This is a genomic window from Nocardiopsis sp. NPDC006139, assembly GCF_040614155.1.
In the GTDB taxonomy this organism is placed as follows: domain Bacteria; phylum Actinomycetota; class Actinomycetes; order Streptosporangiales; family Streptosporangiaceae; genus Nocardiopsis; species Nocardiopsis changdeensis.
This window is the reverse complement of sequence record NZ_JBEXTT010000008.1, coordinates 246,062-268,871: the sequence shown is the minus strand read 5'-3', so window position 1 is coordinate 268,871 and position 22,810 is coordinate 246,062. Positions and strand designations below refer to the sequence as shown.

General features: G+C 73.5%; 22 protein-coding genes. 13 read left to right on the top strand and 9 right to left on the bottom strand.

Annotated features, from left to right (window positions below):
* Nucleotides 1–51 precede the first annotated feature (51 nt).
* The 3 genes from ABZ249_RS13645 to ABZ249_RS13635 are packed head-to-tail and all read left to right on the top strand — an operon-like array spanning nt 52 to nt 3,198.
* Complete coding sequence (locus ABZ249_RS13645; protein ID WP_355261703.1) at nt 52–1,044, top strand: tripartite tricarboxylate transporter substrate binding protein; 993 nt, start codon at nt 52–54, stop codon at nt 1,042–1,044.
* Complete coding sequence (locus ABZ249_RS13640; protein WP_355261700.1) at nt 1,041–1,649, top strand: tripartite tricarboxylate transporter TctB family protein; 609 nt, start codon at nt 1,041–1,043, stop codon at nt 1,647–1,649. Before ABZ249_RS13645 ends, ABZ249_RS13640 begins: the two co-directional genes overlap by 4 nt.
* 1 nt (nt 1,650) lies before the next feature.
* Nucleotides 1,651–3,198 (top strand): tripartite tricarboxylate transporter permease, encoded by a 1,548-nt coding sequence (locus ABZ249_RS13635; RefSeq protein ID WP_355261697.1) that lies wholly within the window; start codon nt 1,651–1,653, stop codon nt 3,196–3,198.
* Between the two features lie 186 nt (nt 3,199–3,384).
* Here ABZ249_RS13635 and ABZ249_RS13630 read toward each other — a convergent pair whose 3' ends face one another.
* The gene (locus ABZ249_RS13630; RefSeq protein WP_355261694.1) at nt 3,385–4,401 is read right to left on the bottom strand and encodes an ABC transporter substrate-binding protein; all 1,017 of its coding nucleotides are present in this window, start codon (nt 4,399–4,401) and stop codon (nt 3,385–3,387) included.
* A 196-nt stretch (nt 4,402–4,597) separates the two neighbouring features.
* Here ABZ249_RS13630 and ABZ249_RS13625 point away from each other — a divergent pair, with 196 nt between their 5' ends.
* From ABZ249_RS13625 to ABZ249_RS13605, 5 genes are all read left to right on the top strand, one after another.
* On the top strand, nt 4,598–5,767 hold the full coding sequence (locus ABZ249_RS13625; protein WP_355261691.1) for a PP2C family protein-serine/threonine phosphatase: 1,170 nt from the start codon (nt 4,598–4,600) through the stop codon (nt 5,765–5,767).
* Nucleotides 5,768–5,893: 126 nt separating this feature from the next.
* The gene (locus ABZ249_RS13620) at nt 5,894–6,466 is read left to right on the top strand and encodes an XRE family transcriptional regulator (protein WP_355261688.1); all 573 of its coding nucleotides are present in this window, start codon (nt 5,894–5,896) and stop codon (nt 6,464–6,466) included.
* A gap of 40 nt (nt 6,467–6,506) precedes the next feature.
* Nucleotides 6,507–7,940: an FAD-dependent oxidoreductase gene (locus ABZ249_RS13615; protein WP_355261685.1), complete on the top strand. Its 1,434-nt coding sequence runs from the start codon at nt 6,507–6,509 to the stop codon at nt 7,938–7,940.
* A complete protein-coding gene (locus tag ABZ249_RS13610) occupies nt 7,937–9,448 on the top strand; it encodes an oligopeptide:H+ symporter (protein ID WP_355261682.1) in 1,512 nt (503 codons plus the stop codon). Before ABZ249_RS13615 ends, ABZ249_RS13610 begins: the two co-directional genes overlap by 4 nt.
* Before the next feature lie 103 nt (nt 9,449–9,551).
* Complete coding sequence (locus ABZ249_RS13605) at nt 9,552–10,532, top strand: hypothetical protein (RefSeq protein WP_355261679.1); 981 nt, start codon at nt 9,552–9,554, stop codon at nt 10,530–10,532.
* Nucleotides 10,533–10,902: 370 nt separating this feature from the next.
* Here ABZ249_RS13605 and ABZ249_RS13600 read toward each other — a convergent pair whose 3' ends face one another.
* Nucleotides 10,903–11,739: an NAD(P)H-binding protein gene (locus tag ABZ249_RS13600; RefSeq protein WP_355261676.1), complete on the bottom strand. Its 837-nt coding sequence runs from the start codon at nt 11,737–11,739 to the stop codon at nt 10,903–10,905.
* 85 nt (nt 11,740–11,824) lie between these two features.
* Complete coding sequence (locus ABZ249_RS13595) at nt 11,825–12,577, bottom strand: siderophore-interacting protein (protein WP_220560850.1); 753 nt, start codon at nt 12,575–12,577, stop codon at nt 11,825–11,827.
* Nucleotides 12,578–12,766: 189 nt separating this feature from the next.
* Between ABZ249_RS13595 and ABZ249_RS13590 the strand changes: the two genes are divergently transcribed.
* Nucleotides 12,767–13,528 (top strand): TetR/AcrR family transcriptional regulator, encoded by a 762-nt coding sequence (locus ABZ249_RS13590; protein ID WP_355261672.1) that lies wholly within the window; start codon nt 12,767–12,769, stop codon nt 13,526–13,528.
* Between the two features lie 170 nt (nt 13,529–13,698).
* Here ABZ249_RS13590 and ABZ249_RS13585 read toward each other — a convergent pair whose 3' ends face one another.
* Nucleotides 13,699–14,670, bottom strand: coding sequence for a DJ-1/PfpI family protein (locus tag ABZ249_RS13585; protein ID WP_220565735.1), 972 nt, complete (start codon nt 14,668–14,670; stop codon nt 13,699–13,701).
* 232 nt (nt 14,671–14,902) lie between these two features.
* Here ABZ249_RS13585 and ABZ249_RS13580 point away from each other — a divergent pair, with 232 nt between their 5' ends.
* Entirely contained in the window at nt 14,903–15,496 is a 594-nt protein-coding gene (locus tag ABZ249_RS13580) for an isochorismatase family protein (protein ID WP_355261669.1), read from the top strand.
* 82 nt (nt 15,497–15,578) lie between these two features.
* Here the strand turns inward: ABZ249_RS13580 and ABZ249_RS13575 are convergent, their stop codons facing one another.
* The 3 genes from ABZ249_RS13575 to ABZ249_RS13565 all read right to left on the bottom strand — a co-directional run bounded on the left by ABZ249_RS13575 (nt 15,579) and on the right by ABZ249_RS13565 (nt 18,983).
* Nucleotides 15,579–16,859 (bottom strand): alpha/beta fold hydrolase, encoded by a 1,281-nt coding sequence (locus ABZ249_RS13575; protein WP_355261666.1) that lies wholly within the window; start codon nt 16,857–16,859, stop codon nt 15,579–15,581.
* 119 nt (nt 16,860–16,978) lie between these two features.
* Nucleotides 16,979–17,662 carry a DNA alkylation repair protein gene (locus ABZ249_RS13570; RefSeq protein ID WP_355261663.1) on the bottom strand — a complete coding sequence of 228 codons (684 nt, stop codon included), beginning with the start codon at nt 17,660–17,662 and terminating at the stop codon, nt 16,979–16,981.
* 31 nt (nt 17,663–17,693) lie between these two features.
* Nucleotides 17,694–18,983, bottom strand: coding sequence for an MFS transporter (locus ABZ249_RS13565; protein ID WP_355261661.1), 1,290 nt, complete (start codon nt 18,981–18,983; stop codon nt 17,694–17,696).
* 180 nt (nt 18,984–19,163) lie between these two features.
* On the opposite strand from ABZ249_RS13565, the gene ABZ249_RS13560 reads away from it, so the two are divergent.
* The 3 genes from ABZ249_RS13560 (at nt 19,164) to ABZ249_RS13550 (ending at nt 21,395) form a co-directional block, all read left to right on the top strand.
* Nucleotides 19,164–19,721 (top strand): Chromate resistance protein ChrB, encoded by a 558-nt coding sequence (locus tag ABZ249_RS13560; RefSeq protein WP_355261658.1) that lies wholly within the window; start codon nt 19,164–19,166, stop codon nt 19,719–19,721.
* A 172-nt stretch (nt 19,722–19,893) separates the two neighbouring features.
* Nucleotides 19,894–20,844, top strand: a complete 951-nt coding sequence (locus ABZ249_RS13555; protein WP_355261655.1) for a GNAT family N-acetyltransferase — start codon at nt 19,894–19,896, stop codon at nt 20,842–20,844.
* Nucleotides 20,841–21,395: a CYTH domain-containing protein gene (locus tag ABZ249_RS13550; protein WP_355261652.1), complete on the top strand. Its 555-nt coding sequence runs from the start codon at nt 20,841–20,843 to the stop codon at nt 21,393–21,395. The genes ABZ249_RS13555 and ABZ249_RS13550 overlap by 4 nt, the downstream gene beginning before the upstream one ends.
* A gap of 69 nt (nt 21,396–21,464) precedes the next feature.
* Here ABZ249_RS13550 and ABZ249_RS13545 read toward each other — a convergent pair whose 3' ends face one another.
* Both ABZ249_RS13545 and ABZ249_RS13540 read right to left on the bottom strand, forming a co-directional pair.
* Entirely contained in the window at nt 21,465–21,707 is a 243-nt protein-coding gene (locus ABZ249_RS13545; RefSeq protein WP_355261649.1) for a DUF397 domain-containing protein, read from the bottom strand.
* On the bottom strand, nt 21,704–22,567 hold the full coding sequence (locus ABZ249_RS13540) for a helix-turn-helix transcriptional regulator (protein ID WP_355261646.1): 864 nt from the start codon (nt 22,565–22,567) through the stop codon (nt 21,704–21,706). Before ABZ249_RS13540 ends, ABZ249_RS13545 begins: the two co-directional genes overlap by 4 nt.
* Between the last annotated feature and the right edge of the window lie 243 nt (nt 22,568–22,810).

Below are 22,810 nucleotides of genomic sequence, written 5' to 3'. Positions count from 1 at the left end.
GCGGCCCGTTCGGTCCGCCAGGCGGACCAATCGGGGCGAGAGGGAGTGAAGATGGACAAGCAGCGGGCCCTCCGGGCGACCGGGGCCGTGTGCGCGGCCCTGGTCGTGGGCGCCGCCGCGGTGAACGCCGCGCTCACAGGAACGCACGAGTCCCAGGCGCGGGCGAGGATCGACATCCTCGTCCCCGCCGACCCCGGCGGCGGGTGGGACCTGGTGGCCCGCGAGACACAGCACGCGCTGCGGGTCAACGGCATCGTCGACAACACCCAGGTGCTCAACCTGCCCGGTGCGGGCGGCACCATCGGGCTGGCCCAGACGGTGCGGCGCGAGGGGGAGGCCACGACCCTCATGACCACCGGGACGGTCATGATCGGCGGCATCATCGTCAACGACTCCGCCCAGACCCTGGAGGACGTCGTCCCCATCGCACGGGTCGCCGACGACTACGAGGTGTTCGTGGTCCGCGCCGACTCGCCGCTCCAGGACATGGGCGACCTGGTCGAGGAGTGGCGGGACGACCCGGGCTCGGTCGCCGTCGGCGGGGGCTCCCTGGGCGGCACCGACCACCTCCTGGCCGGCCTGGCCGCCCGCTCCCAGGGGATCTCCCCCGACGAGGTCAACTACATCCCCTTCGCGGGCGGCGCCCAGGCGCTGACCTCCCTGCTCTCCGGCAGCATCGACGTCGGCGTCTCCGGCTACAACGAGTTCCGCGACCAGGTGGAGGCCGGGAACCTGCGGGTGCTCGGCGTCTCCGCCCGGGAGCGCGTGGACGGCCTGGAGGAGCACCCCACCCTCCCCGAACAGGGGGTGGACGCGGTCCTGCCGAACTGGCGCGGCTTCATGGCCCCGCCCGGCATCACCGAGGAGGAGCGCGCCGAGCTCACCGCCGTCGTCGAGGAGATGGTGGCCACCCCGGAGTGGCAGGACACGCTGGAACGCAACCGGTGGGACGACACCTTCCAGTCCGGCCCCGAGTTCGAGGAGTTCCTGGAGGCCGAGATCGCCCGCATCACCGAGGTCACCGAGGAGCTGGGACTGTCATGACCACCCACCGCACCGAGGCCGCCCCCGGCGGCACGGCCCCCGCGGCCCCCGGGGCCCGCTCCTGGTGGCGGGGGCGCAGCGAGATCTTCGTCGGCCTGCTCACCGTCGCCATCGGCGTCTTCCTCGCCGTCCAGACCGGCGCCATGCACGTGCCGGACAACTCCGCCTCGCCCGGCCCCCGGCTCTTCCCTTCCCTGGTGTCGGCCCTCATGATCGTCCTGGGCGCGGTCCTGGTCCTCCAGGTCGTCCGCCGCCCCGCCCCCGAGCCGGACGGCGGGGAGGCCGACCGGCCCGAGGGCGCCGGGGTCGTCGGCGCCCTGGTGGAGGGCGAGCGCCCCCACACCGCCGCGCCCGCCGCTCACAGCGACTGGCGCACCGTCGGCACCGTGCTCGGCTCCGTGGTCCTGTTCGCCCTGCTCCTCCAGCCCGTCGGGTGGCTGCTGTCCGGGGCGCTCCTGTTCTTCGGCGTCGCCTGGGCCTTCGGCGGCCGCCGCCCCCTCTTCGAGGCGACCGTCGCCCTCGTGTACTCGTCCGTCGTCCAGCTGGCCTTCGTGGCGGGCCTCGGACTCAACCTGCCCTCCGGCATCCTGGGAGGGGTGCTCTGACATGGAGACCTTCGGACTCCTGGCGGGCGGCTTCGCCGCGGCGCTGACCCCCGAGAACCTGCTGTGGGCCCTCGTCGGCGTGCTCCTGGGCACGGCGGTGGGCGTCCTGCCCGGACTGGGATCGGCCATGGCCGTGGCGCTCCTGCTCCCGGTCACCTTCAAGCTCGACCCCACCGGGGCGTTCATCATGTTCACCGCCGTCTACTACGGCGGCCTGTTCGGCGACTCCACCACGTCGATCCTCATGAACACCCCCGGCAACAGCTCCGCCATCGCCACGGCGATCGAGGGGCACCGGATGGCCCGGCGCGGCAGGGCCCCGCAGGCCCTGGCCACGGCCGCCGTCGGGGCGTTCCTCGGGGCGGTCGTCTCGACCACGGTCGTGGCGTTCTTCTCGAACGTCATCATCGACATCGCCCTGCGGTTCGGCCCGGCCGAATACCTGGCGCTGGCCGTCTTCGCGTTCCTGGCCACCTCCGCGGTGGTCGCCCAGTCCATGGTCCGGGGCACCATCGCCCTCACCATCGGCCTGGCCATCGCGATGGTCGGCATCGACTCCCAGAGCGGGGCCGCGCGCTTCACCCTCGGCGTGCCCTCCCTGTTCGAGGGCATCAGCGTGGTCACCGTGACCGTGGGCCTGCTCGCCCTGGGCGAGGTCCTCCACGTGGCGTCGCGCGTCCACCGGGGCGGCCACGCCGCGGCGCCCGTCAGCGCGGGGGGGACGCCCTGGCTCGGCCGCGGCGACCTGCGCCGGGCGCTGCCCGCCTGGCTGCGCGGCATCGGATTCGGCCTGCCCTTCGGCGCGATCCCCGCGGGCGGCTCGGAGATCCCGACCTTCCTGGCCTACGGGACCGAGCGCCGGCTCGCCCGGTTCCGCGCCCGCCGCGGCCGGGGGGCCGACGAGTTCGGGGAGGGCGCGATCGAGGGGGTCGCGGCGCCGGAGTCCGCGGCCAGCTCCACGGCGGGGACCGCGATGGGCGCCCTGCTGGGCCTGGGGCTGCCCACCTCCGCGACGGCCGCCATCATGCTCGCCGCCTTCCAGCAGTACGGGATGCAGCCCGGTCCGCTGCTCTTCGAGCGCAACGCGGACCTGGTCTGGACCCTGCTGGCCAGCCTGTTCGTCGGCAGCGTCATGCTGCTCGTCCTCAACCTGCCGTTCGCGCCGCTGTGGGCCAGGCTGCTGCTGATCCCGCGCCGGTACCTGTACGCGGGCATCACCGGGTTCGCGGTCCTGGGGGTCTACGCGGCGTCGTACTCGACCACCGACCTGTGGCTCCTGATCCTGCTGGGGCTGCTCGGCTTCATGATGCGCCGCTACGAGATCCCGCTCGCCCCGGTGCTCATCGCGGTCATCCTGGGGCCGCTGGCCGAGACCGAGCTGCGGCGCGCGCTGGCGATCGGCCAGGGGGACGTGGGCGTCCTCTTCGCCGGGCCGATCACCCTGGGCATCTACACCGTGGTCCTGGCGGCCGTCGCCTTCGTGGGGATCGCCCGGGCGCGGTCCCGCGCCCGGGCGGCCGCACCCGCCCCCGAGGACACCCCGGCGTGATGACGCCCCGCCCCGGGGCGGCGCCCACCGGTGCCGTCCCCGCCCGGGCGGGGACAGGGGCGCCCGCCCCACCCGGCCGGGCGCCCATCGGTGCCGGTTCCCGGCGGGGTGGTGGGGGCCGGGGTTCGGTGACCGGACCGGCTCCTCGCCGGGCCGCGGGGCTCGGGGGCGTTCCCGTGTGGCCGTCTAGGCCAGGGCGCCGACCACTGGGGCCAGCTCGTCGCGCAGCCAGCGCAGGGAGATCGGCGCGGGGGAGTTGATGGCGTTGGCGAAGTCCAGGCCCGCGAAGTAGACGGTGCCGTTGCGGACCGATGGCAGCTCCCGGAACAGCGGGTCGGCCTCCAGCTCCGCCTGCCGCTCCCCGGTCTGCGCCCACACCGCCAGCAGGTCGGCGTCCAGGTCGCCGGTGTTCTCCAGGGAGAGCGCGGCCGCGGTCTGGGTGTTGTCCTGGTTGTCGGCCGGGCGCATCCCGAACAGCTCGAACAGGGAGCCGTTGCCGAACACGTAGCCGTTGTCGTCGGCCCGCACCCACTGGTAGGTCCGGTCCCCGATCCCGGGCACCTCCGCGCCGACGGCGGCGAACTCCTCCTCCAGTTCGGCGATCAGCTCCCGCGCCCGCTCGGTGCGGTCCACCGCGGCGGCGGTGGAGAGCAGGCGCTCGTCCCAGTCGGGGTTGAAGGCGTCGGTGTCGGGGGTGATGGTAGGGGCGATGGCGTTGAGCCGGTCGAACGCCGCCCGGTCCGGCACCTGGTAGACCTCGGCGATGATGAGGTCCGGCGCCGCGGTGGCGATCGCCTCCAGGTCGGGGCTGCCGTCGGCGGTCACCAGGGAGGGGTCGGCGATCGAAGCCAGGTCGCCGTCCCCGGCGGCCTCGGTGAGGGGGTCGACCAGCCAGGGGGCGTTCTCGGCCAGCGTGTCGGGGTCGACGGCGACCTTGACGGGGTCGATGTCCAGGGAGATGAGCTCGTCGGCGGAGGAGAAGCCGAGCGCCACCACCCGCTCGGGCGCCGACTCGACGGTGACCTCGCCCTGGGATGTCGCCACGGTGATCGGGTAGGCACCACCGCCCCCGCCCCCGCCCCCGTCTGCCGCGGCCGGGGCGTCGTCCTGCGCCGCCGCCCCGCAGCCGGTGAGCGCGGCCGCCAGCAGCCCCGCCAGTGCGATACCCCCGAGCCGGGCGGTGCGCCCTCGTGCTCCCGTCACGGTGTTCCTCCTCGATCCCGCCATGTGGTGAGGGGAGCCTAACCTAATTCGATATGAATTGGATGGCCGGGTCTGGTCGAAATGAGTGCTATGTGGGTATCTGTGCCTGGTGTGGCGGATGTGCGACCATGGACGTTCGGTCGCGAAGACACCGCGGAGGGGAGGGCCGAGAGGCCCTCGGGGGAACGGGGTTGCCATGCCCGTACAACACTCGTCCAACGACTTGATGGTCTCCCTGGTGCGGGCCGGGCACCTGGCCACCTTCGAGGAGCTACCGGAGCTGGTGGCCAAGAAGGCCGACGCGGCCGGCCTGCCCGAGGCCCGGTTCTACCTTTCCGACCACCAGCAGCAGGTCCTGCGCGAGGTCACCGGCGTGGGCCCCGACGCCCACGGCGGCGGCGAGGACCTGTCCATCGACCACTCGCCGGCGGGCCAGGCCTACATCACCGGCGTGGCGGTGCGCTCGGACGGCGGGCCGCGCTACTGGGTCCCCATCCTGGACGGCGCCGAACGCCTGGGCGTGCTCCACGTGGCCTGGGCCGGCGACCCCGACCGCTCGGCGATGCGCGACCTGGCCGCCATGGTGGGCCTGCTGGTCATCGCCAAGCGCTCCAACAGCGACTCCTACGCGCGGCTCATCCGGACCGAGCCCATGTCGGTCTCCGCCGAGATGCAGTGGACGCTCATGCCCCCGGGCACCTTCGCCGACGCCCGGGTGACGATCTCCGCCGCGGCCGAGCCCGCCTACGAGAACGCCGGGGACTCCTTCGACTACGCCATCACGGAGGAGACCGTCCACCTGGCGATCTTCGACGCCATGGGCCACGACACCGCCGCGGGGCTCATCGCCAACCTCGCGGTCGGGGCCTTCCGCAACGAGCGCCGCAGGGGCACGCCGCTGGCCGAGATCCCCCAGGGGGTGGAGGCCACCCTGATCCAGGAGTTCGTGCGCACCCGGTTCGCCACCGCCGTCCTGGCCGAGCTCCACCTCACCACCGGAATGTTGGAGTGGGTCAACTGCGGCCACCTGCCACCCGTGCTCATCCGCGGGGAGAAGGTGCGCGAGCTGGAGTGCGACCCCTCCCATCCCCTGGGCATGGACCTGGGGCTGCCGGTGACGGTGTGCCGTGAACGGCTCGAACCCGGCGACCGCCTGCTCTTCTACACCGACGGCGTCATCGAGGCCCGCGACGCCGACGGCAACGAGTTCGGTGTCGATCGGTTCGTGGACTTCGTCATCCGCAACCAGGCGGACAACCTGCCCGTCCCCGAGACCCTGCGGCGCCTGGTGCACGAGGTGCTGGCCTACCACCACGACACGCTCAACGACGACGCCACCGTGCTCTTCTGCGAGTGGCACGGCTGACCCGGACCGGTCGGCGTCACCCGCGCGTTTCGGCATCGCGGCTGCTCACGGCCGGGCACTAAAGAAAACTTTAGTGCTGGCAACATCCATTGTGCTCCCAGTCGGGGTTCTGTTAGGTTCCTCACCATGCCGAACGACCAGACCGGCGCCGAGGCGGGCGTCGGCTCCCGCCTCCGCCGCCGCAGGCGGGCCCTCCACCTCACCCTCAAGGACGTCGCGGAGCAGACCGGCCTGACCGAGGGGTACCTGTCCCAGATCGAACGCGACCAGGCCAACGCCAGCGTCCGCACCCTCCAGCGCCTGTGCGCCGTCCTCAAGCTCTCGGTGGGCGACCTGTTCGCCCCGCCGGGCGCGGCGGCCAGCGCCGTCCTGCGCTTCAGCGACACCCGGGGCATGGCCTTCGGGGAGGGCGCGACCAAGTTCAAGCTCACCCCCGGGGCCTTCGACCACCTGGAGGTCCTGCTCGGGCACTTCGGGCCCGGCGGCTCCACCGGGGTCGAGCCCTACACCCACGGGGACTCCGAGGAGATCCTCCTGGTCCTGTCCGGCGAGGTCGAGGTGCAGGTGGACGGCCAGGTCCACCGCCTCTCCGCCCTGGACTCGATCCACTACCGCAGCAGCAGCCCCCACAAGGTCGTCGAGACGACCGGCCGGGAGGAGGCCCGGGTGCTGTGGGCGATCGCCCCGCCCACGTACTGACCCCGCCGCGCACACCCCACGACCCCCACAGGAGACGTCCATGACCGGCTACCGCAACGGTGCGATCTCGCACTGGATGTCCGCGCCCCCCGATCCCGGCCGGGCGGCGGAGCGGCGCACCACTCCGCTCCCCGAGGAGGAACAGGACCTCGTCATCGTCGGCGGCGGCCTCACCGGGCTGTGGGCCGCCCACACCGCGAGCCTGGAGAACCCCGGATGGCGGATCACCGTCCTGGAGGCCCGCGAGGTCGGCTACGGCGCCTCCGGCCGCAACGGCGGCTGGATGTCCCCGCTGATCCCCGGCAACCGCGCCGTCTACGCCCGCGCCGCGCAGGCGCGGGGCCGGGACGGCGTCGAGGCGGTCCGCGTCTTCCAGCGCGAGATGATCACCGCCGTCGACGACACCCTGCGCCTGCTGGAGGAGGAGGGCATCGAGGCCGACCAGCACCGGGGCGGGCACCTCAAGGTCGCCACCACCCCCGCCGCCATGCGCCGCCTCGAACGCGCCCACGCCGCCGACCTCGCCTTCGGGTACGAGGAGTCCGAGCTGTCGCTGCTGGACGCCGCCGGGGTCGCCGAGCGCGTGGCCGTGGGCCCGGCGCTGGGCGGGCTGTTCACCCGCGCCACCGCCCGGGTGGACCCGGCCAAGCTCGTCCGCGGCCTGGCCGACCTGGTCGAACGCCGGGGCGTGCGCATCGCCGAGGGCACCACCGCCACCCGCGTCGACCCCGGCGCGGTGGCCACCGACCGCGGCACCGTGCGCGCCGCCACGGTGTTCGTCTGCCTGGAGGCCTACTCCGGGACGGTCGCGGGCACCGCCCCCGGCCTGGGACCGCGCCGTGTCATCCCGGTCAACTCGTCCATGATCGTCACCCGGCCCCTCCCGGACGAGGTGTGGGAGCGCATCGGCTGGCGGGGCCGCGAGTGCCTGGGCGACGCCGCGCACACCTTCGTCTACGCCCAGCGCACCGCCGACGGCCGCATCGCCATCGGCGGCCGCGGCACCCCCTACGCCTACGCCTCGGGCACCCCCGGCCAGGGCGTCGTGGACGCCCGCACCGTGCGCACCCTGAGCGAACGGCTCCGGCTGTTCTTCCCCGGCGTGGAGTTCGGGATCGAGCACGCCTGGCGCGGTGCCATCGGCGTCACCCGCGACTGGTGCGCGGGCGTCACCTTCGACCCCGCCACCCGCGTCGGCGTCGTCCGCGGCTTCGCCGGACACGGGGTGACCGCGACCCGGCTGGCCGCGCGGACCCTGGTGGACCGCGCCGCCGGACGCGACACCGTCGCGACCCGGCTGCCGTGGAACGATCACGACTCGGGCAGGTGGGAGCCCGAACCACTGCGCTGGACCGGTGTGCACGGCATGTACCGGCTCTTCGGGGTCGCCGACCACTGGGAGGAGAGCCGGGGCTCGCGGGAGACCTCGCTCATCGCACGCTTCGGAGCACGACTGGCGGGACTGGCAGAATGACGCACACCGATCCCCGGAACCCCGGGACCCCCGACACCCACGGCGCCCCCGACGCCGCCCCCGGCCGGGCCTCCCGGCGCGGCCTGCCCCGCGGCCTGTGGAGCATGGCCTTCACCGAGCTCTGGGAGCGCTACTCCTTCTACGGCCTCCAGGGCATCCTCTCGTTCTACCTGCTCTACGAGCTGTCCCAGGGCGGCCTGGCCCTGGACCCGGCCGCGGCGGCCGGGATCGTGGGCGCCTACGGCGGCGCGGTGTACCTGTCCCAGATCCTCGGGGCGTGGCTGGGCGACCGGCTCGTCAGCCCCAAGGACATGGTGCTGTACGGGGCGGTCGTCATCACCGCCGGCCACCTGGTGCTCGCGTTCGCGCCCGGCCTCGCCGGGCTGGGCGTCGGCCTGGCCCTCATCGTCGCCGGGACCGGGGCCCTGAAGACCAACATCACCTCGATCGTCGGCTTCGTCATGGACGCCGCCGACGGCCGCCGCCGCGACGAGGGCTTCTCGTACTTCTACATGGCGATCAACATCGGCGCCGTGGTGGGCCCCCTCACCACCGGGCTGGCCCAGAACGAGCTCGGCTTCCACTACGGGTTCGGACTGGCCGCGATCGGGATGGGCGCCGCCCTGGTGCAGTACATCCCCTCGATGAAGTCCCTCCCCGAACGCGCCCGCGTGGTCAACGACCCGCTGCCCGCCCACCGCCGGCCCCTGGTGGCGCTGGTCGCCCTGGCCGCCGTCGGAGCGGTGGCCGCGGCCGCCGCCACCGGGCTGCTGCGCGCGGAGAACCTGGCCACGGTGGTGACCTTCGCGGCGCTCACCGCCGCCGCCGTCTACTTCGTGACGATGACGAGGTCGTCGGCGGTCTCCCGGGACGAACGCCGCCGCATCCTGGGGTTCCTGCCGCTGTTCCTGGTCTCGGGCCTGTACTTCGGGTTCCTGTTCCAGAAGTTCACGGCGATCTCGATCCTCATCACCGAGCGCATCGACCTCCAGATCGGCGGGTGGACCTTCCCGGTCGCCTGGATCACGACGGCCAGCCCGCTGGCGGCCGTGCTGATCACCCCGCTCATCGCCGGGCTCTGGAACCTGCTGGGGGACCGGCAGCCGGGACCGGTGGCCAAGTTCGCGGTCGGGCTCACCCAGATCGGCTGCGCGTACCTGTTCCTGCTGGTCGTCTCCGAGGCCACCGGGGAGGCGCACATCCCCCTGGTGCTGATCCTGCTGTTCATGGTGCTCGCCGGGTCCTCGGAGGTGTTCGTGGGGCCGATCGGGCTGTCCCTGGCCACCCGGATCGGGCCGCGGGCGTTCCGGTCGCAGATGGTGGGCCTCAACTTCCTCACCCTCGCCCTGGGCTCGTCCCTGTCGGGGCTGCTGGGGCAGCTGTTCACCGTCATCGACAACGCGTCCTACTTCACGGTCATCGCGACGGCCGGGATCGGCCTGGGCCTGGTGCTGTTCGCGGCCCGCGGGCCGGTGGGCCGCCTGCTGGAGTCGGGCCTGACCCGCTGAGCCCGGACGGACCCCGCCCCGGCCGCCCCCGCGGCCGGGGCTCCGGCGCTCCGTGCCCGGGGCCGGGTGCGCCCGGCGGCGGGCGGGCGGGGATGATACCGGGGTGGACTTCCCCGAACTCCAGCGGCGGCTGCGCGCGGCCGGGCACGACGCCCACCTCGCCTACGACGGCCGCCGCGACCCCTTCCTGGCCCACCTGCCCGCCGAGCACAGGGCGCGCGGCGGGTACTGCCGCGGCGCCTGGAACCTCTACCCGCTCGACGGCGGCCGGTACGCGGTGACCCTGCGCGAGCTGTACCGGCCCTCCCGGTACCCGCCCGACACCACCGGGCCCGAGCCGGCGGAGTTCGACACCGAGCAGGAGGCCTGCGCGTACCTGTGGGAGGCGGTCGCGGCGCAGAGCCCGCCCGAGGGGACGCGCGACCTCGCCTTCGGCGAACTGCCCGGGCCGGTCGCCGGGTGGATCCGCGACTGCGGGTTCGAGCCCGGGCGGACGCTGTTCGGGAACCCGTTCGTGGCGACGCTCCCCTCGGGGTCGGTCCGCCTGTCGCGCGTGGGCGACGCCTACGAGCTGCGCCGGCGCTCGGACTTCCCGCCCACCGTGGGGGAGGCGGTGTACTCCACGCCGGTGTGGGAGGACGTGTGCCGGGTGCTCATGACCCTGGCCGGCGACGCGCGCGCCCCGGGGCCCCTGGGGTCGCCCCGGGTCGGGTTCGCGCCCGGGGTGCCGGGGCCGGAGCGGGCCCGGCGGCTGGCCGGGGCCGGCTACGCCGACATCGCCCGGGCCTACGAGGACGGGCGCGGCGGGCCGCTGCTGGACGTCCTCGCGGAGGGGGCCGCGGTCGACCTGGCCACCCCCGAGATCCTGCGGCGGGCCGAGGCGGCCGGACTGCCCGCGTACCCGTACGGGGACGGCTGTTCCATCACGTTCGGGTACCTGGAGGAGCGCTACCGGTTGTCCCGCACCGGCGACGGCCATGTCCTGGAGCGGGGGCGCGAACGCGAGAACACCTACTCGGTGCTGGCCGGGCCCACGGACCTGGAGGAGGTACGGGCCCTGCTGCTGCGCCACCTGGGGGGTTAGGCCGCCGAGCCTGGAGCCCGGTGCCGTAGAGCGCGCCGTGCGCGGTGTCCCCGCGCTGCCGCGGTGCGGGGCGGTGTCGCCCCAGCCCTGCGGCGGTCGGCCCACTCCTCGCCCTTGCGGGGTTCGGCGGGCATGAGCGGGGCGGGTAGGGGCCGCTCGGTACCGGCGCGTTCCTGGTGTCCGGGGCGCGTTCACCCGCCCTGCCGGAGCAGGCCCTGCTCCGCTCCCACTTCCCGGGAACAGTTCCCGGTCGCCGTGCTCCCCGCGCACACGGGGAGGGTCTCGCCGCCCGCCTGGTCTCTCCCGAGCGGACGGCGAGTGGTGGGGCGGCCCGCGCGGCGCGGGCCGCCTCCCGGTGCGGAACAGATGCTCAGCGGAATCGGTCGGCGTACCGGGCGGCCCAGTCGGCGTAGGTGTGCGAAGGGCGCCCGGTGACGCGTTCGACCGTGGGAAGGACGGGGCCGGGGGCGACGGCGAAGTGCGCGCCGAAGTCGAGCATGGCGGTGGCGTACTCGGGCGGGTACCCCCGGCCGGTGACAGTCCGGACGAACTCGTCGGCGGGCTGGAGTTCGAGGCGCAGCGGGCGGCCGATGGCCCTGGCGAGGATACGGGTGCGCTGGGCGGGGGTGAGCGACTGAGGCCCGGTGATCTCGTGGACTCGGCCGGCATGGGCGTCGTCCAGCAGCGCGGCGACGGCGACGGCGGCGATGTCGCGTTCGTCGATCAGGGCGACGGCGGAGTCGGGGCACGGGTCGCGGACCACGCCGCCGGTCCTGACCGAGTCCGCCCAGGCCAGGTCGTTGGCCATGAAGCCGCCCGGCCGCACGAAGGTCCACGGCAGGCCCGCCTCCCGCACGATGCGCTCGTGCGCCAGGTGAGCGTCGCTGATCGGGTCGGGCTCGGGGTAGCCCGGCACGGTGGACGACAGCAGGACCAGGTGGCGCACACCGGCGTGCGCGGCGGCGGCGGTGAGCGCGCGCGTACCGTCCGGGGCGGTGGGGAACACGAACACCTTGTCCACGCCGTGCAGTGCGGCTCGCAGGGTTCGGGGATCGGCGAGGTCGGCGTGCAGGACCTCGACGTCCTCGGGCAGCCCGGCCCGTCCGGGGGAGCGGGAGATGGCGCGTACGGTGCGTCCCGCGGCCAGCAGCCCGGTGACCACGTTGCGGCCGACCTTGCCTGTCGCGCCGGTGACCAGGATCGTCATGGTGTCTCCATGGGGAGTGTCGGGGGCGTGCGGGTGAGGGGTGGAGGACCGGCACCGGTCCGGCCGGTGCACGAGGGCGCGCGGGTCAGTGCAGGCCGCGTTTGCCCGGGGCCCAGAACGGTTTGACCTTGATCGAGCGGCGGTCCCAGCCGCGGTCGCGGACCAGGTGGTCGCGGATCTTCTGGCAGGTGCGCGCCTCACCGGCCAGGTAGGCCGCGCCCTCGCCCGCAGGCAGGTCCAGGTCGGCGACCGCCGCAGGCAGCGTGTCCGATGAGGCGGCCGGGGCGCCGTGGCGGTGCACCCGCAGCAGGCGGTGCGGGCCGGGCATCGGCAGGTCGTGCTCGGCGGACTCGCTTTCCAGCACCCCGTACACCGCGGCCGACGGGTCCAGCGCCCGCAGCATCGGTCCGAACGCCGCGCTCGCGGTCTCCTCACCGGCGAACAGGTGGAACGGCGCCTCCCTGGTGAACAGGTCGCCCTGCGGCCACCAGACCGGTACCCGGTCGCCCGGCGCGGCCGCACGTGCCCACCTCAGTCCGATGCCGTCCCCGTCGTACAGGTGCGCGCGCAACTCGATCGCGCGCTCGCCGCGGTCGAACTCCCAGATCGTGTAGGTGCGCAGCGTCTCGCCCGGGCGCAGCAGCCCCGGCACCGAGAGCGGGTCGTTGATCTCGACCCGCACATGCTGTCCGGGAGCGTACGGAAAGGAGACCGGCCCGTCGGCCACCAGGCGGATCCGCCGCATCGTCGGCGTCACCGCCTCGACGGCGGTGACGGTGGTCTCCAGGCGGTATTTGGCGAAGGCTCCGGCCAGGGGGTTGCGCGAGCGCCTCGGCATCTCAGGCCTCCCCGGCGCCGCGCGTGCGGGAACGGCGGGACAGCCCCCACCACACCGCGGCCGTCAGTACGAACAGGGCGACAGGCAACAGCCGTTTCACGACCATCTCCTTAGAGGCTCTAGATCTTTTAGAGCCTCTAAGGAAGCATAGAGGCATTAGACTGTCAAGACCGTTCAGGAAGGACCCGCATGGCCGCCCCCACCGCCCGCCGGCGCGAGAAGCTCCGCCAGGCCACCCTCGCCGAGATCCACCAGGCCGCCCGCGAGTTGCTGACCGACCAGGGCCCCGCGGCGGTGACGATCAACGCGGTCGCCCGGCGGATCGGCATGAGCGGGCCCGCGCTCTACCACTACTTCGCCTCACACGACGACCTGGTCGCGGCCGTGACCGCCGGTTTCCTCCGGGAGCTGACCACGGCCATGCGGACCGCCCGTGACGCCCGGCCCGCCGACGCGGCCGGTGACCGGTTGCTGGCCACCTGCCGCGCCATGCGCCACTGGGCGACCGCCCACCCCGCCGAGTTCGGATGGATCTTCGCCAGCCCCATCCCGGCCGCCGCCTCCGCCCGGCACCGCCCCGACACCCCCCGCAACCAGGCCGCCCGCGATTTCGAGCTGGTCTTCCTCCAGCAGATCGAGGAACTGTGGGCGCGCCGGGGCTTCCCGGTCCCCGCCCTCGAAGACCTGGACCCCTCCATACGCGAGCAGTTGCGTGCCTACGCCGAGTCCCTGGGCCGCGACCTGCCCATCGAGGCGCTCCACGTCGCCCTGTCCTGCTGGATCAAGCTCTACGGGCTGCTGTGCATGGAGGTGCTCAACCAGCTCGACTTCGTCTACTCCGACCCCGGTCCGATCTACGAGGAGACCCTCCGCGACCTGGTCGACACGCTCGGCCTCGACTACCGGCCGCCCGAACCGTCCGAGCTCCCGCCGCACGCCCCGCCTTCGTGAGACGGGTGCGGCGGCCGTGGAGCGCCGGCCCGCCCCTGGGAGGAGGTTGTTCTGCGGTGTCCACGCGCTCGCCGGAGTGTGCCGGGAGCGGGGTCAGCCCGCGGTCACGGATCGTCCGCCCGTACCGGGCGGATGCGTGCTGCCGTGCCCGAGCGCCCCGGACGGCAGGGTCAGCGCACGGCCTCGGGGGAGAGGCGGAAACGCTCCCGGTACCGGGCGGGGGTCGTGTTGAGGACGCGGCGGAACGCGCGGGTGAGCGTGTCGGTGCTGGCGAAGCCGCAGGCCGAGGCGACCCGCTCCAGGGTGTCGTCGGTGGTCTCCAGCCGCTGGCGGGCCACCTCCACCCGGGCCGCCTCGATGTAGGCGGCCGGGGTGGTCCCCAGCTCGTTCTTGAAGATCCGGGTGAGCTGCCGCTCGCTGACATGGGCGTGGGCCGCCAGGTCGGGCACGGTGAGGGGCCCGGCCAGGTTACGGGCGATGTGGTGGCGCAGGTCGTCGATGCGGCGCGTGGTCGACACCGGGTCCAGGGCCACGCTGAACTGGCTCTGCCCGCCGGGGCGCTTGAGGTACACCACCAGCTGCCGGGCCACCCGCAGGGCGGGCTCGCGCCCGAAGTCCTCGGCCACCAGTGCCAGGGACAGGTCGATGCAGGCGCTCAGCCCCGCCCCTGTCCAGATGTCCCCGTCCCGGATGAAGATCGGGTCGGCGTCCACCTCCACCCCGGGGTGCTCGGCGGCCAGCTGGCGGGCGGTCGACCAGTGCGTGGTGGCGCGCCTGCCCTCCAGCAGCCCGGCGGCGGCCAGCAGGTGCGCGCCCACGCACACCGAGGCGATGCGCCGGGAGCGCGGGGCCAGCCGCCGCACCTGGTCCACCACCGCCGGGTCGGCGACCGCCCGGATCCCGGAGCCCTCCCCGGTCTCGACCGAGCCCGGCACGAGCAGCGTGTCGATGCGCCGCCCGGCGACGTCGTCGAACGTGGCGTCGGGCAGCACCCGCACCCCCGCCGAGGTGGTGACCGGGTCCAGGGACGGCGAGGCCAGCACCACCTCGTAGCCGGTGGGGCCGCCCATCTCCCGCCGCAGCAGCGAGAACACCTCCGCGGGGCCGGTGACGTCCAGCAGGTCGACCCCCTCGAAGAGCATCACCACCACGAGCCGCCCGTCCACGGCACCCCCCTTTGTTCGTCCCCGTCCATGGCCCCGCGCGCAGGCCCGCCCTCCGGTCGGAGCGCCCGCCCCGCATGTCCGAATCTGCGGTTCGCACGACATTGCCGACATCGGGGTCCCGATCCTAGCGTGGACGGTGACCGCCCCACGAGGGCGGACCGCCGACGCCGCACCCCGCGGCACGGCACGGAAAGGAAGAACGACACCGATGGCCTCCACCACCCTGCGCGACATCAGCGGCCTGGACCCGGCCCCGGCCGCGCTCGCCGACGCGACCCTGGTCCTCATCGACTACCAGAACACCTACACCCGGGGTGTGATGGAACTGGAGGGCTGGGACGAGGCCCTGGACGCCGCCGCCGACCTGCTGGCCCGGGCGCGCGCGGCCGGGACCCCGGTCGTCCACGTCGTCCACGACGGCGGCGAGGGCAGCCCCTACGACATCCGAGAGGAGATCGGGGAGATCCACCCGCGCGTGGCACCGGCCGAGGGCGAGCAGGTCGTCGTCAAGGGCGCCCCGAACGCCTTCGTCGGCACCGACCTGCTGGAGCGCGTCAACGCCACCGGCCGCGGCGGGAACGTCGTCATCGCGGGCTTCATGACGCACATGTGCGTCACCTTCAGCTCCGAGGGCGCCTTCCTCAACGGGCTGCGGCCGACCGTCGTCGCCGACGCCTGCGCCACCCGGACGCTGCGCTCCCCGGTGGCCGAGGTGCCCGCCGCGCAGCTGCACGCCGCCGCCCTGGCCACCATCGGCGACCTGTACGGGGTGGTCGTCCCCACCGCCGCCGACCTGGGCTGAACCCGGGCGGCCCCGCCCCCGCACGGGGGCGGGGCCGCGGCCGGTCAGCGGCGGCGCGCGGCCGTCCGGGGCCCCGGGCCGCTCAGCGGGGCTCGCCCCCGCGGTCGCGCACCGACTCCCGCAGCCGCCCGAACACCCGGCCGGAGTGGATGCCGTCGTGCTCGAACTCGTTGGTGACCCACGCCCACGAGTTCCCCACCCCCTCCAGGGTGTCCAGCTGCAGGTGGGCGTCCACGTACAGGTCGTCGTAGTACACGGCGGCCGCCACGGGGACCTCGTTGGCGGCCAGGCGCTTCTCGTCGTACAGCGGCGGCCAGTCGGTGCGCCGGGCCAGCTCCTCCACCGCGGGGCGCAGCTCCTTCAGCAGCCGCACCTCCTCGAACATCCACGGGAAGGCCATCTCGCCGGTGAACATCAGCGGCCGGGCGTCCTCGGCGAACACCGGGCGCCGGTCGCGCTCGCGCTGGGCAGCCCAGGCGGTGGCGGTGCCGGGGCGGTCGGCGTAGATCGCCTCCTGGAGGGTCCAGTACAGCGGGTCGGCGGCGCTGGAGGTGCGCACCAGCACCTCCTGGAGGAAGCCGTCGGACAGTCGGCCGGGGCGGATGAACGCGTTCTCCACCAGCCAGTGCATCCGCTCGAACCCGGGCTTGCGGCCGAACTCGATGCCCAGGGTCTGGAACCGGCGGACGGTGAGCCGGTCGCCGTCGGGCAGGCGCACGTCGTCGGCGGCCAGGTGGTCGGCGATCGCCGCCACGGCCTCCACGTCCTGCGGGTAGCGGCGGCGGTACTCGGCGGTCTTGCGCTCCACCCGGGTGAAGGTCCGGCGGTACACCTCCTCCACGTCGGCGGGGACCCCGGGGACGCCGCCGCAGATGTAGCAGGCGTTGAGGGCCTCGGGGGCGTGGGAGAGGTAGGCCAGGGTCAGCCAGCCGCCGTAGCTCTGGGCCAGGGTGGTCCAGCGCCTGCCGCCGTAGACGGACTCCCGGACGTGCTCCATGTCGCGCACGATCGAGTCGGCGCGGAACCGGGACAGGTAGTCGGCCCCGGCGGCGGCGTCGCCGCGTTCGGCGACGGCCCGCGCGTCCAGGGGCGTGCTGCGCCCGGTGCCGCGCTGGTCGACCAGGACGATCCGGTACTCGCCGACGGCCTCCCCGATCCAGCCGGAGGGCTCCAGCGGGCGGGGGTTGGCCCCGCCGGGTCCGCCCTGGAGGAAGGCGAGCAGGGGGAGGTCGTCCCCCTTGCGCTCGGGGGCGACCAGCTCCCGGACGAAGAGCTCGATCCGCTCCCCGCCGGGGTCGGACCAGTCCAGGGGGACGGTGACCGTGTGCTCGGTGACCCACAGCCCGGGCATGGCGTAGCCCATCAGCGATCTCCTCGGTGTCGGCCGCTTCCCGGGATTGGCGGATGCGGGGGGATTCGGGAAGTCGGCCCGAACATCGTAGGGGAGTTTTCGGCCTCGTTGTCCGATCCGGCGCGCGGGGCCTACGCCTCCTGCCGGCGCACCACCTCCCGGATCCAGACGGGCGCGAACGGGGACGTGCAGCCGGGGGGAGTGGGGTAGTCCTCCAGCACCCGCAGGCGCTCCCCGATCCCGATCGCCCGCTCCCGGTACCCGGGGTGCTCGATCCCGATCCGGGCCAGGCACTCGTTCATCGCCCACTGCAGGCGGTCGGGGGCGTCCTTCATCCGCGCCTCGACGGTGTCGAGCAGCCCGGCCAGGTCCAGGCCCTCGGGCCGCTTCGCCACGCGGTCGGTGGTCAGCGCCCACCCGGCGCTCGCGACCACCGGGTCCGGGTCGGCGAACCAGGCCAGGCGCAGCTCCTCGGCGTGCGGGCTCTTCTTGACCACGTAGTTGACGAGCCAGTCCTGCACCTTGGGCCTGCGCGCCTCGCGCAGCATGGTGTCCAGCTCCTCGCGCCCGAACGCCTTGGGGCGGCAGACCAGCAGCGCCAGCAGGCGCGCCGCCGTGTCGCCGGTCGCCCACAGTCCGACCGCGAGGTCCTGCTGTGTCTTCAGCCGCTTGGCGACCGCGCGCAGCTTCGTGAGGTTCACGCCGTGGTCGTCGCCGTGCTTCTCGTTGACCCGGCGGACCCTGGGGTCCTCCAGCGCGGCCAGCTCGGCCATCACCTCGGCCACCGTCGTCCCGCCCCGCGTCTCCCCGGCCATGCCGATCCCCTTTCTCACGTGCGGGTTCAGCCTACGGCGCGGGTCGGACGCCCGTGCCCTCCCCGGGTTCCCCGGGGTCTTCGGGGTCTGCGGGGGCGCCGGGACCCTCGGGGGCGCCGGGTTCTCCAGGGCCGCCGGGGGCGCCGGGGCCTCCGTGCTCTCGCGCGGACCGCAGGGCGGTCCGGCTCAGGACCCCGCCGCCCAGGGCGACCGCGGCCAGGGTCGCGAGGGCCGCGGGCAGACCGGACGCGGTGGCGACCGCGCCGACGAGCAGCGGACCGCCCGCGTCGCCCAGCTCGCGGCCGAGTTCGGCGTTGCCCATCGTCCGGCCCATACGCTCCTCGGGGGTGACGGCGGCCAGGTGGGCGAAGGCCAGCGGGGTGACGGTGCCGACGGCCAGGCCGATCACCGCGGCGCAGGCGAACAGCGTGACCGCGTTCGGGAGCAGCGCCAGCAGCAGGAGCGCGGCGGCGGCCGCCCACAGGCCCAGCATGCCCCCCGTGCGGGTGCCCACCCGGTCTTCGTCGCGCAGGCGTCCGGCGGCCGGCTGGACCAGGGTCGAGGTGAGCGCGAGCAGCGCGACGGCCGCGGCCCCGGCCAGGGGGTGCAGCTCCAGGCGGACGGCCAGCAGGGGGAGGAAGCCGACGGCGACGCCCAGGACCGCGGTCGTGGTGGCGAGGAGCAGGGTGGGGACGAGGAAGCCGCGTTCGGTGGTCTGCCGGACCAGGTCGGCGACGGTGTACCGGGGGCGGGGCACGACCGGCAGGGCGGGAACGGCGAGCAGCACCCACACGGCGGCGACGGCGGACAGCAGCCCCAGCGCCAGGTAGAGCGATCCGATGCCCCACAGGTGGGCGAGGCCGACGCCGATGAGCGGGCCCAGGACGTAGCCCAGGCTCTTCCACGCGCCGTACCGGCCGAAGGAGCGGCCCAGCCGCTCCCGCCCGGCCAGGCGCGCGACCGCGGCCGAGGAGGCGGGGGAGAACGCCGAGGCGGCGGCGCCCTGCCCGAGCCGGGCCAGGCCGAGCAGCAGCGGGGTGGGGGAGACGAGCGCGAGCAGCGACGCGGCGGTGAACGCGACCAGGCCGCCGACGATCACGGGCTTGGGGCCGATCCGGTCGCTGAGCGCGCCGAAGAGCGGTTTGAGGACCACTTCGGCCACGTCGTAGAGGGCGAGCATGAGGCCCAGGTGGATCAGGGACAGGCCGATGTCGTCGCTCTGGGCGCCGAGCACGCCGGCGACGCCGTGGGCGCCGAACGCGGTGGTGAAGCCGGCGAGGTAGAGCGGGGCCACGGGGCGCATGGAGGAGGAAGCCGTCACGTAGGGGAACGTAACACCTGTTACTGAGAACCTGAAGAGGGGTGGGGAAGGGGGTGGTGCCAGTACCGCCCGGACCGGTTCGGAGCGGAACGGCCCGGGAGGCCCGGGAGCGGATCCCGGTCCACCGGCTCCCGCCCCACCGGCTCCCGGCCCGCGGCACCGGGTGTTACGGTCGGGCCTGTGACGGACGATGCGGTGCGGTGGATGCTCGCGGTGGTACAGGTGCCGGCCAGGCCGTCCCGGCACCGCGTCGCGGTGTGGCGGGAGCTGCGGCGGGCGGGCGCCGTGCCGGTGTCCCAGGGGACCTGGGCGCTGCCGGCGGCGGAGGTCTTCCGCGAGGCGGCGGCCCGGGCCGGGGAACTGGCGGCCGAGGGCGGCGGGCGGGTGGCGGTGTTCGACGTCGAGCCGCGCGACGCGGCGGCGCGGGAGTTCATCGTGGACGCCTTCACGGCGGCGCGGGTGGACGAGTGGGGCGAGTACGCCACCGACTGCGGCCGGTTCCTGGAGGAGATCGCCAAGGAGATCGCGAAGGAGAAGTTCACCTTCGCGGAGCTGGAGGAAGAGGAGCAGAGCCTGGAGCGGCTGCGCCGCTGGTTCCGCGACCTCAAGAAGCGCGACGTCCTCGCGCTCCCGCAGGCCCGGGACGCCGCCGAGCGCCTGCGCGCCTGCTCCGACGCCCTGGACGACTACGCCGAACGCGTCTACGCGGCCGTCCACGGCGGTTCGTCGGACGGGTGACCCGGGGCCGGGCGTGGGCGGGTGGAGTGGCGTGCGGGGCGGGCGTGTCGGCCCTGCCGGGAGGCGCCGGGCGCGGGCGGGGGAGCGGGGAGAGCCGGGAGAGGGCGGGCGCGGCGGGCGGGAGCGGAAAATCGGTCGACGGCTCAGCGGTGCCCTGACACGGTGGGGCACCATGACGAGCTCGGAACTTTTGACCGCCGCGGACGTGGAACTCATGCAGGGGTTGGCGCAGCGCCTCACCGCCACCCACCCGGAACTGGTGAACAGCGACGCGTCCTACGGCGAACTGGCCTGGAACTGGGGCCGGGGGCACGCGGCCTTCGCCGACAAGTGGCGGCGCCGGCTGTGGTTCTCCGACGGCGACCTGGTGGCGTGGGGGTGGGCGCAGCTCCCGCGCCGGGCGCGGCTCAGCGACGGGACGGTCAAGGAGGTCACCGGCGCCTACCTGGCCCACCAGGTCCATCCCGACCACGCGGGGCTGCTGGACGAGGTGATCGACTGGTTCGACGCGACCGCGCCGGGTCTGGAGCGCTCGGTGCTGCCGTGCGCCCTCGACGGGGCCGCCCTGGAGCGGTGGGCGGCGCACGGGTACGGGACCGACCCGGACGCGCTCGGGGACGAGGGGTCCTGGACCCAGTTCAACCAGCGGGACCTCACCGACATCGAACGGCCGGAGCTGCCGGACGGCTTCCGGTTCCGCACCGCGGACGAGGCGGGGGCCGAGGCCGCCGTCCAGGCCCACCTGGACGCGTGGCGTCCCTCCGGGTACTCGATCGAGGCGTACGAGGGCGTGCGGGCGACGGCCGCGTACCGCGGTGACCTGCACGTCCTGGTGGAGGCGCCGGACGGGACGATGGCGTCCTCGGGGATCATGTGGTTCGACGAGGTGAACCGGACCGTCGAGTTCGAGCCGGTCGGGACCCATCCGGACTACCGGCGCCTGGGGCTGGGGCGGGCGATGCTCCTGCACGGGATGGGGCTGGCGAAGGGGGCGGGGGCCGTGCACGCGACGGTGGCCTGCCTGGGGGCGCCCGGGCACCCGTCGGCGCGCGGGCTGTACTACAGCGTGGGGTTCCACAAGTTCACGTGGGACGCGCCTCTGGTCAAGGGGGCGGACGCTTGAGCGCGGATGGGGACGTCGAGTACGAGGCCAGGGTGCTGGAGGTCGACCCCGAACGGGTGGCCCGGCTCATCCTCGACAAGGGTGGAACGGACCTGGGGGAGGTGCTCCAGCGGCGCTACGTGTACGACCTCGCGCCGGAGGGGGACGTGTCCCGGTGGGTGCGGCTGCGGGACACGGGGGAGCGGGTGACGCTCGCGGTGAAGGAGATCGTCTCCGACGCCATCGACGGCACGCGGGAGACCGAGACCGAGGTGGGGGACTTCGAGACGGCGAACGTGCTGCTGGGGAAGCTGGGGTACACGGCGAAGGCCTACCAGGAGAACCGCAGGCACAGTTTCGTGCTGGAGGGGGCGCGGCTGGAGATCGACAGCTGGCCCCGGATCCCTACGTACCTGGAGATCGAGGCCGACAGCCGCGGAGAGGTGGTGCGGGTGGCTGCGCTGCTGGGGTACGCGGAGGAGGAATTGACGGGGGAGAACACCGTCAAGCTGTACACCCGCTACGGCATCGACCTGTCGGCGATCGAGGACCTGCGGTTCGAAGGACCGTGAGGGAGGTCGGGGTCGGCCGTGGTGTGCCCCACCGGTGACCGGAGGGGCGCACCACGGCCCGCGGGACCACTATTGAGACAGCGTGGAGCGGAGGAAGGCCGCCCACTCGGGGGAGGGGAAGGGAAGGTGCCCGGCGGTGGGGTGCTTGGAGTCCCGGACGGCCGCCCCGCAGGGCAGGTCCGCGACCTCGACACAGTTCTGCCCTTGCCCGCTGTGGCTGCTCTTCCGGAAGTTCACAGGGATGTGCGCGACCTCGACGCAGTCCTGGTCTTGGCCGCTGTAGCTGCTCTTGCGGAATACGAGGTTCGTCACGTGTGGCTCTCTAGGGTTGCCGTCACCTCCTTGATGAAGGCGGCGGACCGGGCGGTGCTGAGGGCAGCTCCCTGAACATCCCCGAAGGTCGCACTGTACTGGGTGACCTCATCGACTTCTTCGATGAACAGTGCATTGGTCACGGTTCCGACGTAGACGATCGGTGTGTCCAGTGGTTCTGCGAACTCCAAGATAGTGAATGGGGCTGCCAAGGCGGCATGGGCGCCTGCTGAGAACGGCAGCACTTGGACGTCGATGTTCGGAAGTTGAGCCATGTGCAGAAGGTGGTCCAGTTGTTCCTTCATCACTACGCGGTCTCCGATCTGGCGGCGCAGGGCTGCCTCGTCGATGACCGCGCGTAGCTGTACGGGACGGAACTTGGTCAGGACCTCGCGTCGTGCCATGCGGAACTCGACGCGGCGGTTCACTTCCTCGGGGCTGACGTACCGGCCTCCCTGGAAGATGGCTTCCGCGTAGCCGGGGGTTTGCAGAAGTCCGGGGATGGTCTGCGTGGAGAAGGCGCGTATGACCGAGGCTTCGGCCTCGAAGTCGGGTAGTGCCTGATCACCGAAGATGTCTCGGTACTTGCTCCACCAACCTCTTATTTTGGCGTCCTTGGCCAAGGCCTGCATGGCCTCGCGCTTGCGAGGATCGGTGATCCCGTAAAGGTCCATCATCTTGTCGAGGTCGCCGCTGGTGATGCGTTTGGTCTCGGTCTGTTCGATCTTGCTGATCTTGCCGCCGCTCCAGCCGAGTTGTTTGGCTGCTTGGGATCCGGTGAGTCCAGCTTGTTCGCGAGCTCGTCGGAGTTCGGCGGCCAGGCGGCGTAGACGGAGGGAGGGGCTGCGGTCGTTCGTCATGGCACGATCCTAAGAGCGAAACTCTCAATTTTCTAGTTTGCCGTTGACTCCGGTGGAGTTGAGAGTATGTTGGTGTGTGGCTGGTGATCAGGTCTTCACCGAGAGTTGGTGAGGGTTCCTGCTGGTCAGACTATGCCCTGGTCGTCCCCCGCGTCTGTGGAACGCGCAAGTTCACCCTGCGCGGATGGGCGCACCGGTCGGGTCCGTTCGAGGTTCTTCGCCACATCCATGCCAAGGAGTGTC

Coding starts and splice junctions, on each gene's coding strand:
- ABZ249_RS13645 (WP_355261703.1), top strand. CDS start 52: ATGGACAAGCAGCGGGCCCTCCGGGCGACCGGGGCCGTGTGCGCGGCC.
- ABZ249_RS13640 (WP_355261700.1), top strand. CDS start 1,041: ATGACCACCCACCGCACCGAGGCCGCCCCCGGCGGCACGGCCCCCGCG.
- ABZ249_RS13635 (WP_355261697.1), top strand. CDS start 1,651: ATGGAGACCTTCGGACTCCTGGCGGGCGGCTTCGCCGCGGCGCTGACC.
- ABZ249_RS13625 (WP_355261691.1), top strand. CDS start 4,598: ATGCCCGTACAACACTCGTCCAACGACTTGATGGTCTCCCTGGTGCGG.
- ABZ249_RS13620 (WP_355261688.1), top strand. CDS start 5,894: ATGCCGAACGACCAGACCGGCGCCGAGGCGGGCGTCGGCTCCCGCCTC.
- ABZ249_RS13615 (WP_355261685.1), top strand. CDS start 6,507: ATGACCGGCTACCGCAACGGTGCGATCTCGCACTGGATGTCCGCGCCC.
- ABZ249_RS13610 (WP_355261682.1), top strand. CDS start 7,937: ATGACGCACACCGATCCCCGGAACCCCGGGACCCCCGACACCCACGGC.
- ABZ249_RS13600 (WP_355261676.1), bottom strand. CDS start 11,739: ATGACGATCCTGGTCACCGGCGCGACAGGCAAGGTCGGCCGCAACGTG.
- ABZ249_RS13595 (WP_220560850.1), bottom strand. CDS start 12,577: ATGCCGAGGCGCTCGCGCAACCCCCTGGCCGGAGCCTTCGCCAAATAC.
- ABZ249_RS13590 (WP_355261672.1), top strand. CDS start 12,767: ATGGCCGCCCCCACCGCCCGCCGGCGCGAGAAGCTCCGCCAGGCCACC.
- ABZ249_RS13585 (WP_220565735.1), bottom strand. CDS start 14,670: ATGCTCTTCGAGGGGGTCGACCTGCTGGACGTCACCGGCCCCGCGGAG.
- ABZ249_RS13580 (WP_355261669.1), top strand. CDS start 14,903: ATGGCCTCCACCACCCTGCGCGACATCAGCGGCCTGGACCCGGCCCCG.
- ABZ249_RS13575 (WP_355261666.1), bottom strand. CDS start 16,859: ATGGGCTACGCCATGCCCGGGCTGTGGGTCACCGAGCACACGGTCACC.
- ABZ249_RS13570 (WP_355261663.1), bottom strand. CDS start 17,662: ATGGCCGGGGAGACGCGGGGCGGGACGACGGTGGCCGAGGTGATGGCC.
- ABZ249_RS13555 (WP_355261655.1), top strand. CDS start 19,894: ATGACGAGCTCGGAACTTTTGACCGCCGCGGACGTGGAACTCATGCAG.
- ABZ249_RS13540 (WP_355261646.1), bottom strand. CDS start 22,567: ATGACGAACGACCGCAGCCCCTCCCTCCGTCTACGCCGCCTGGCCGCC.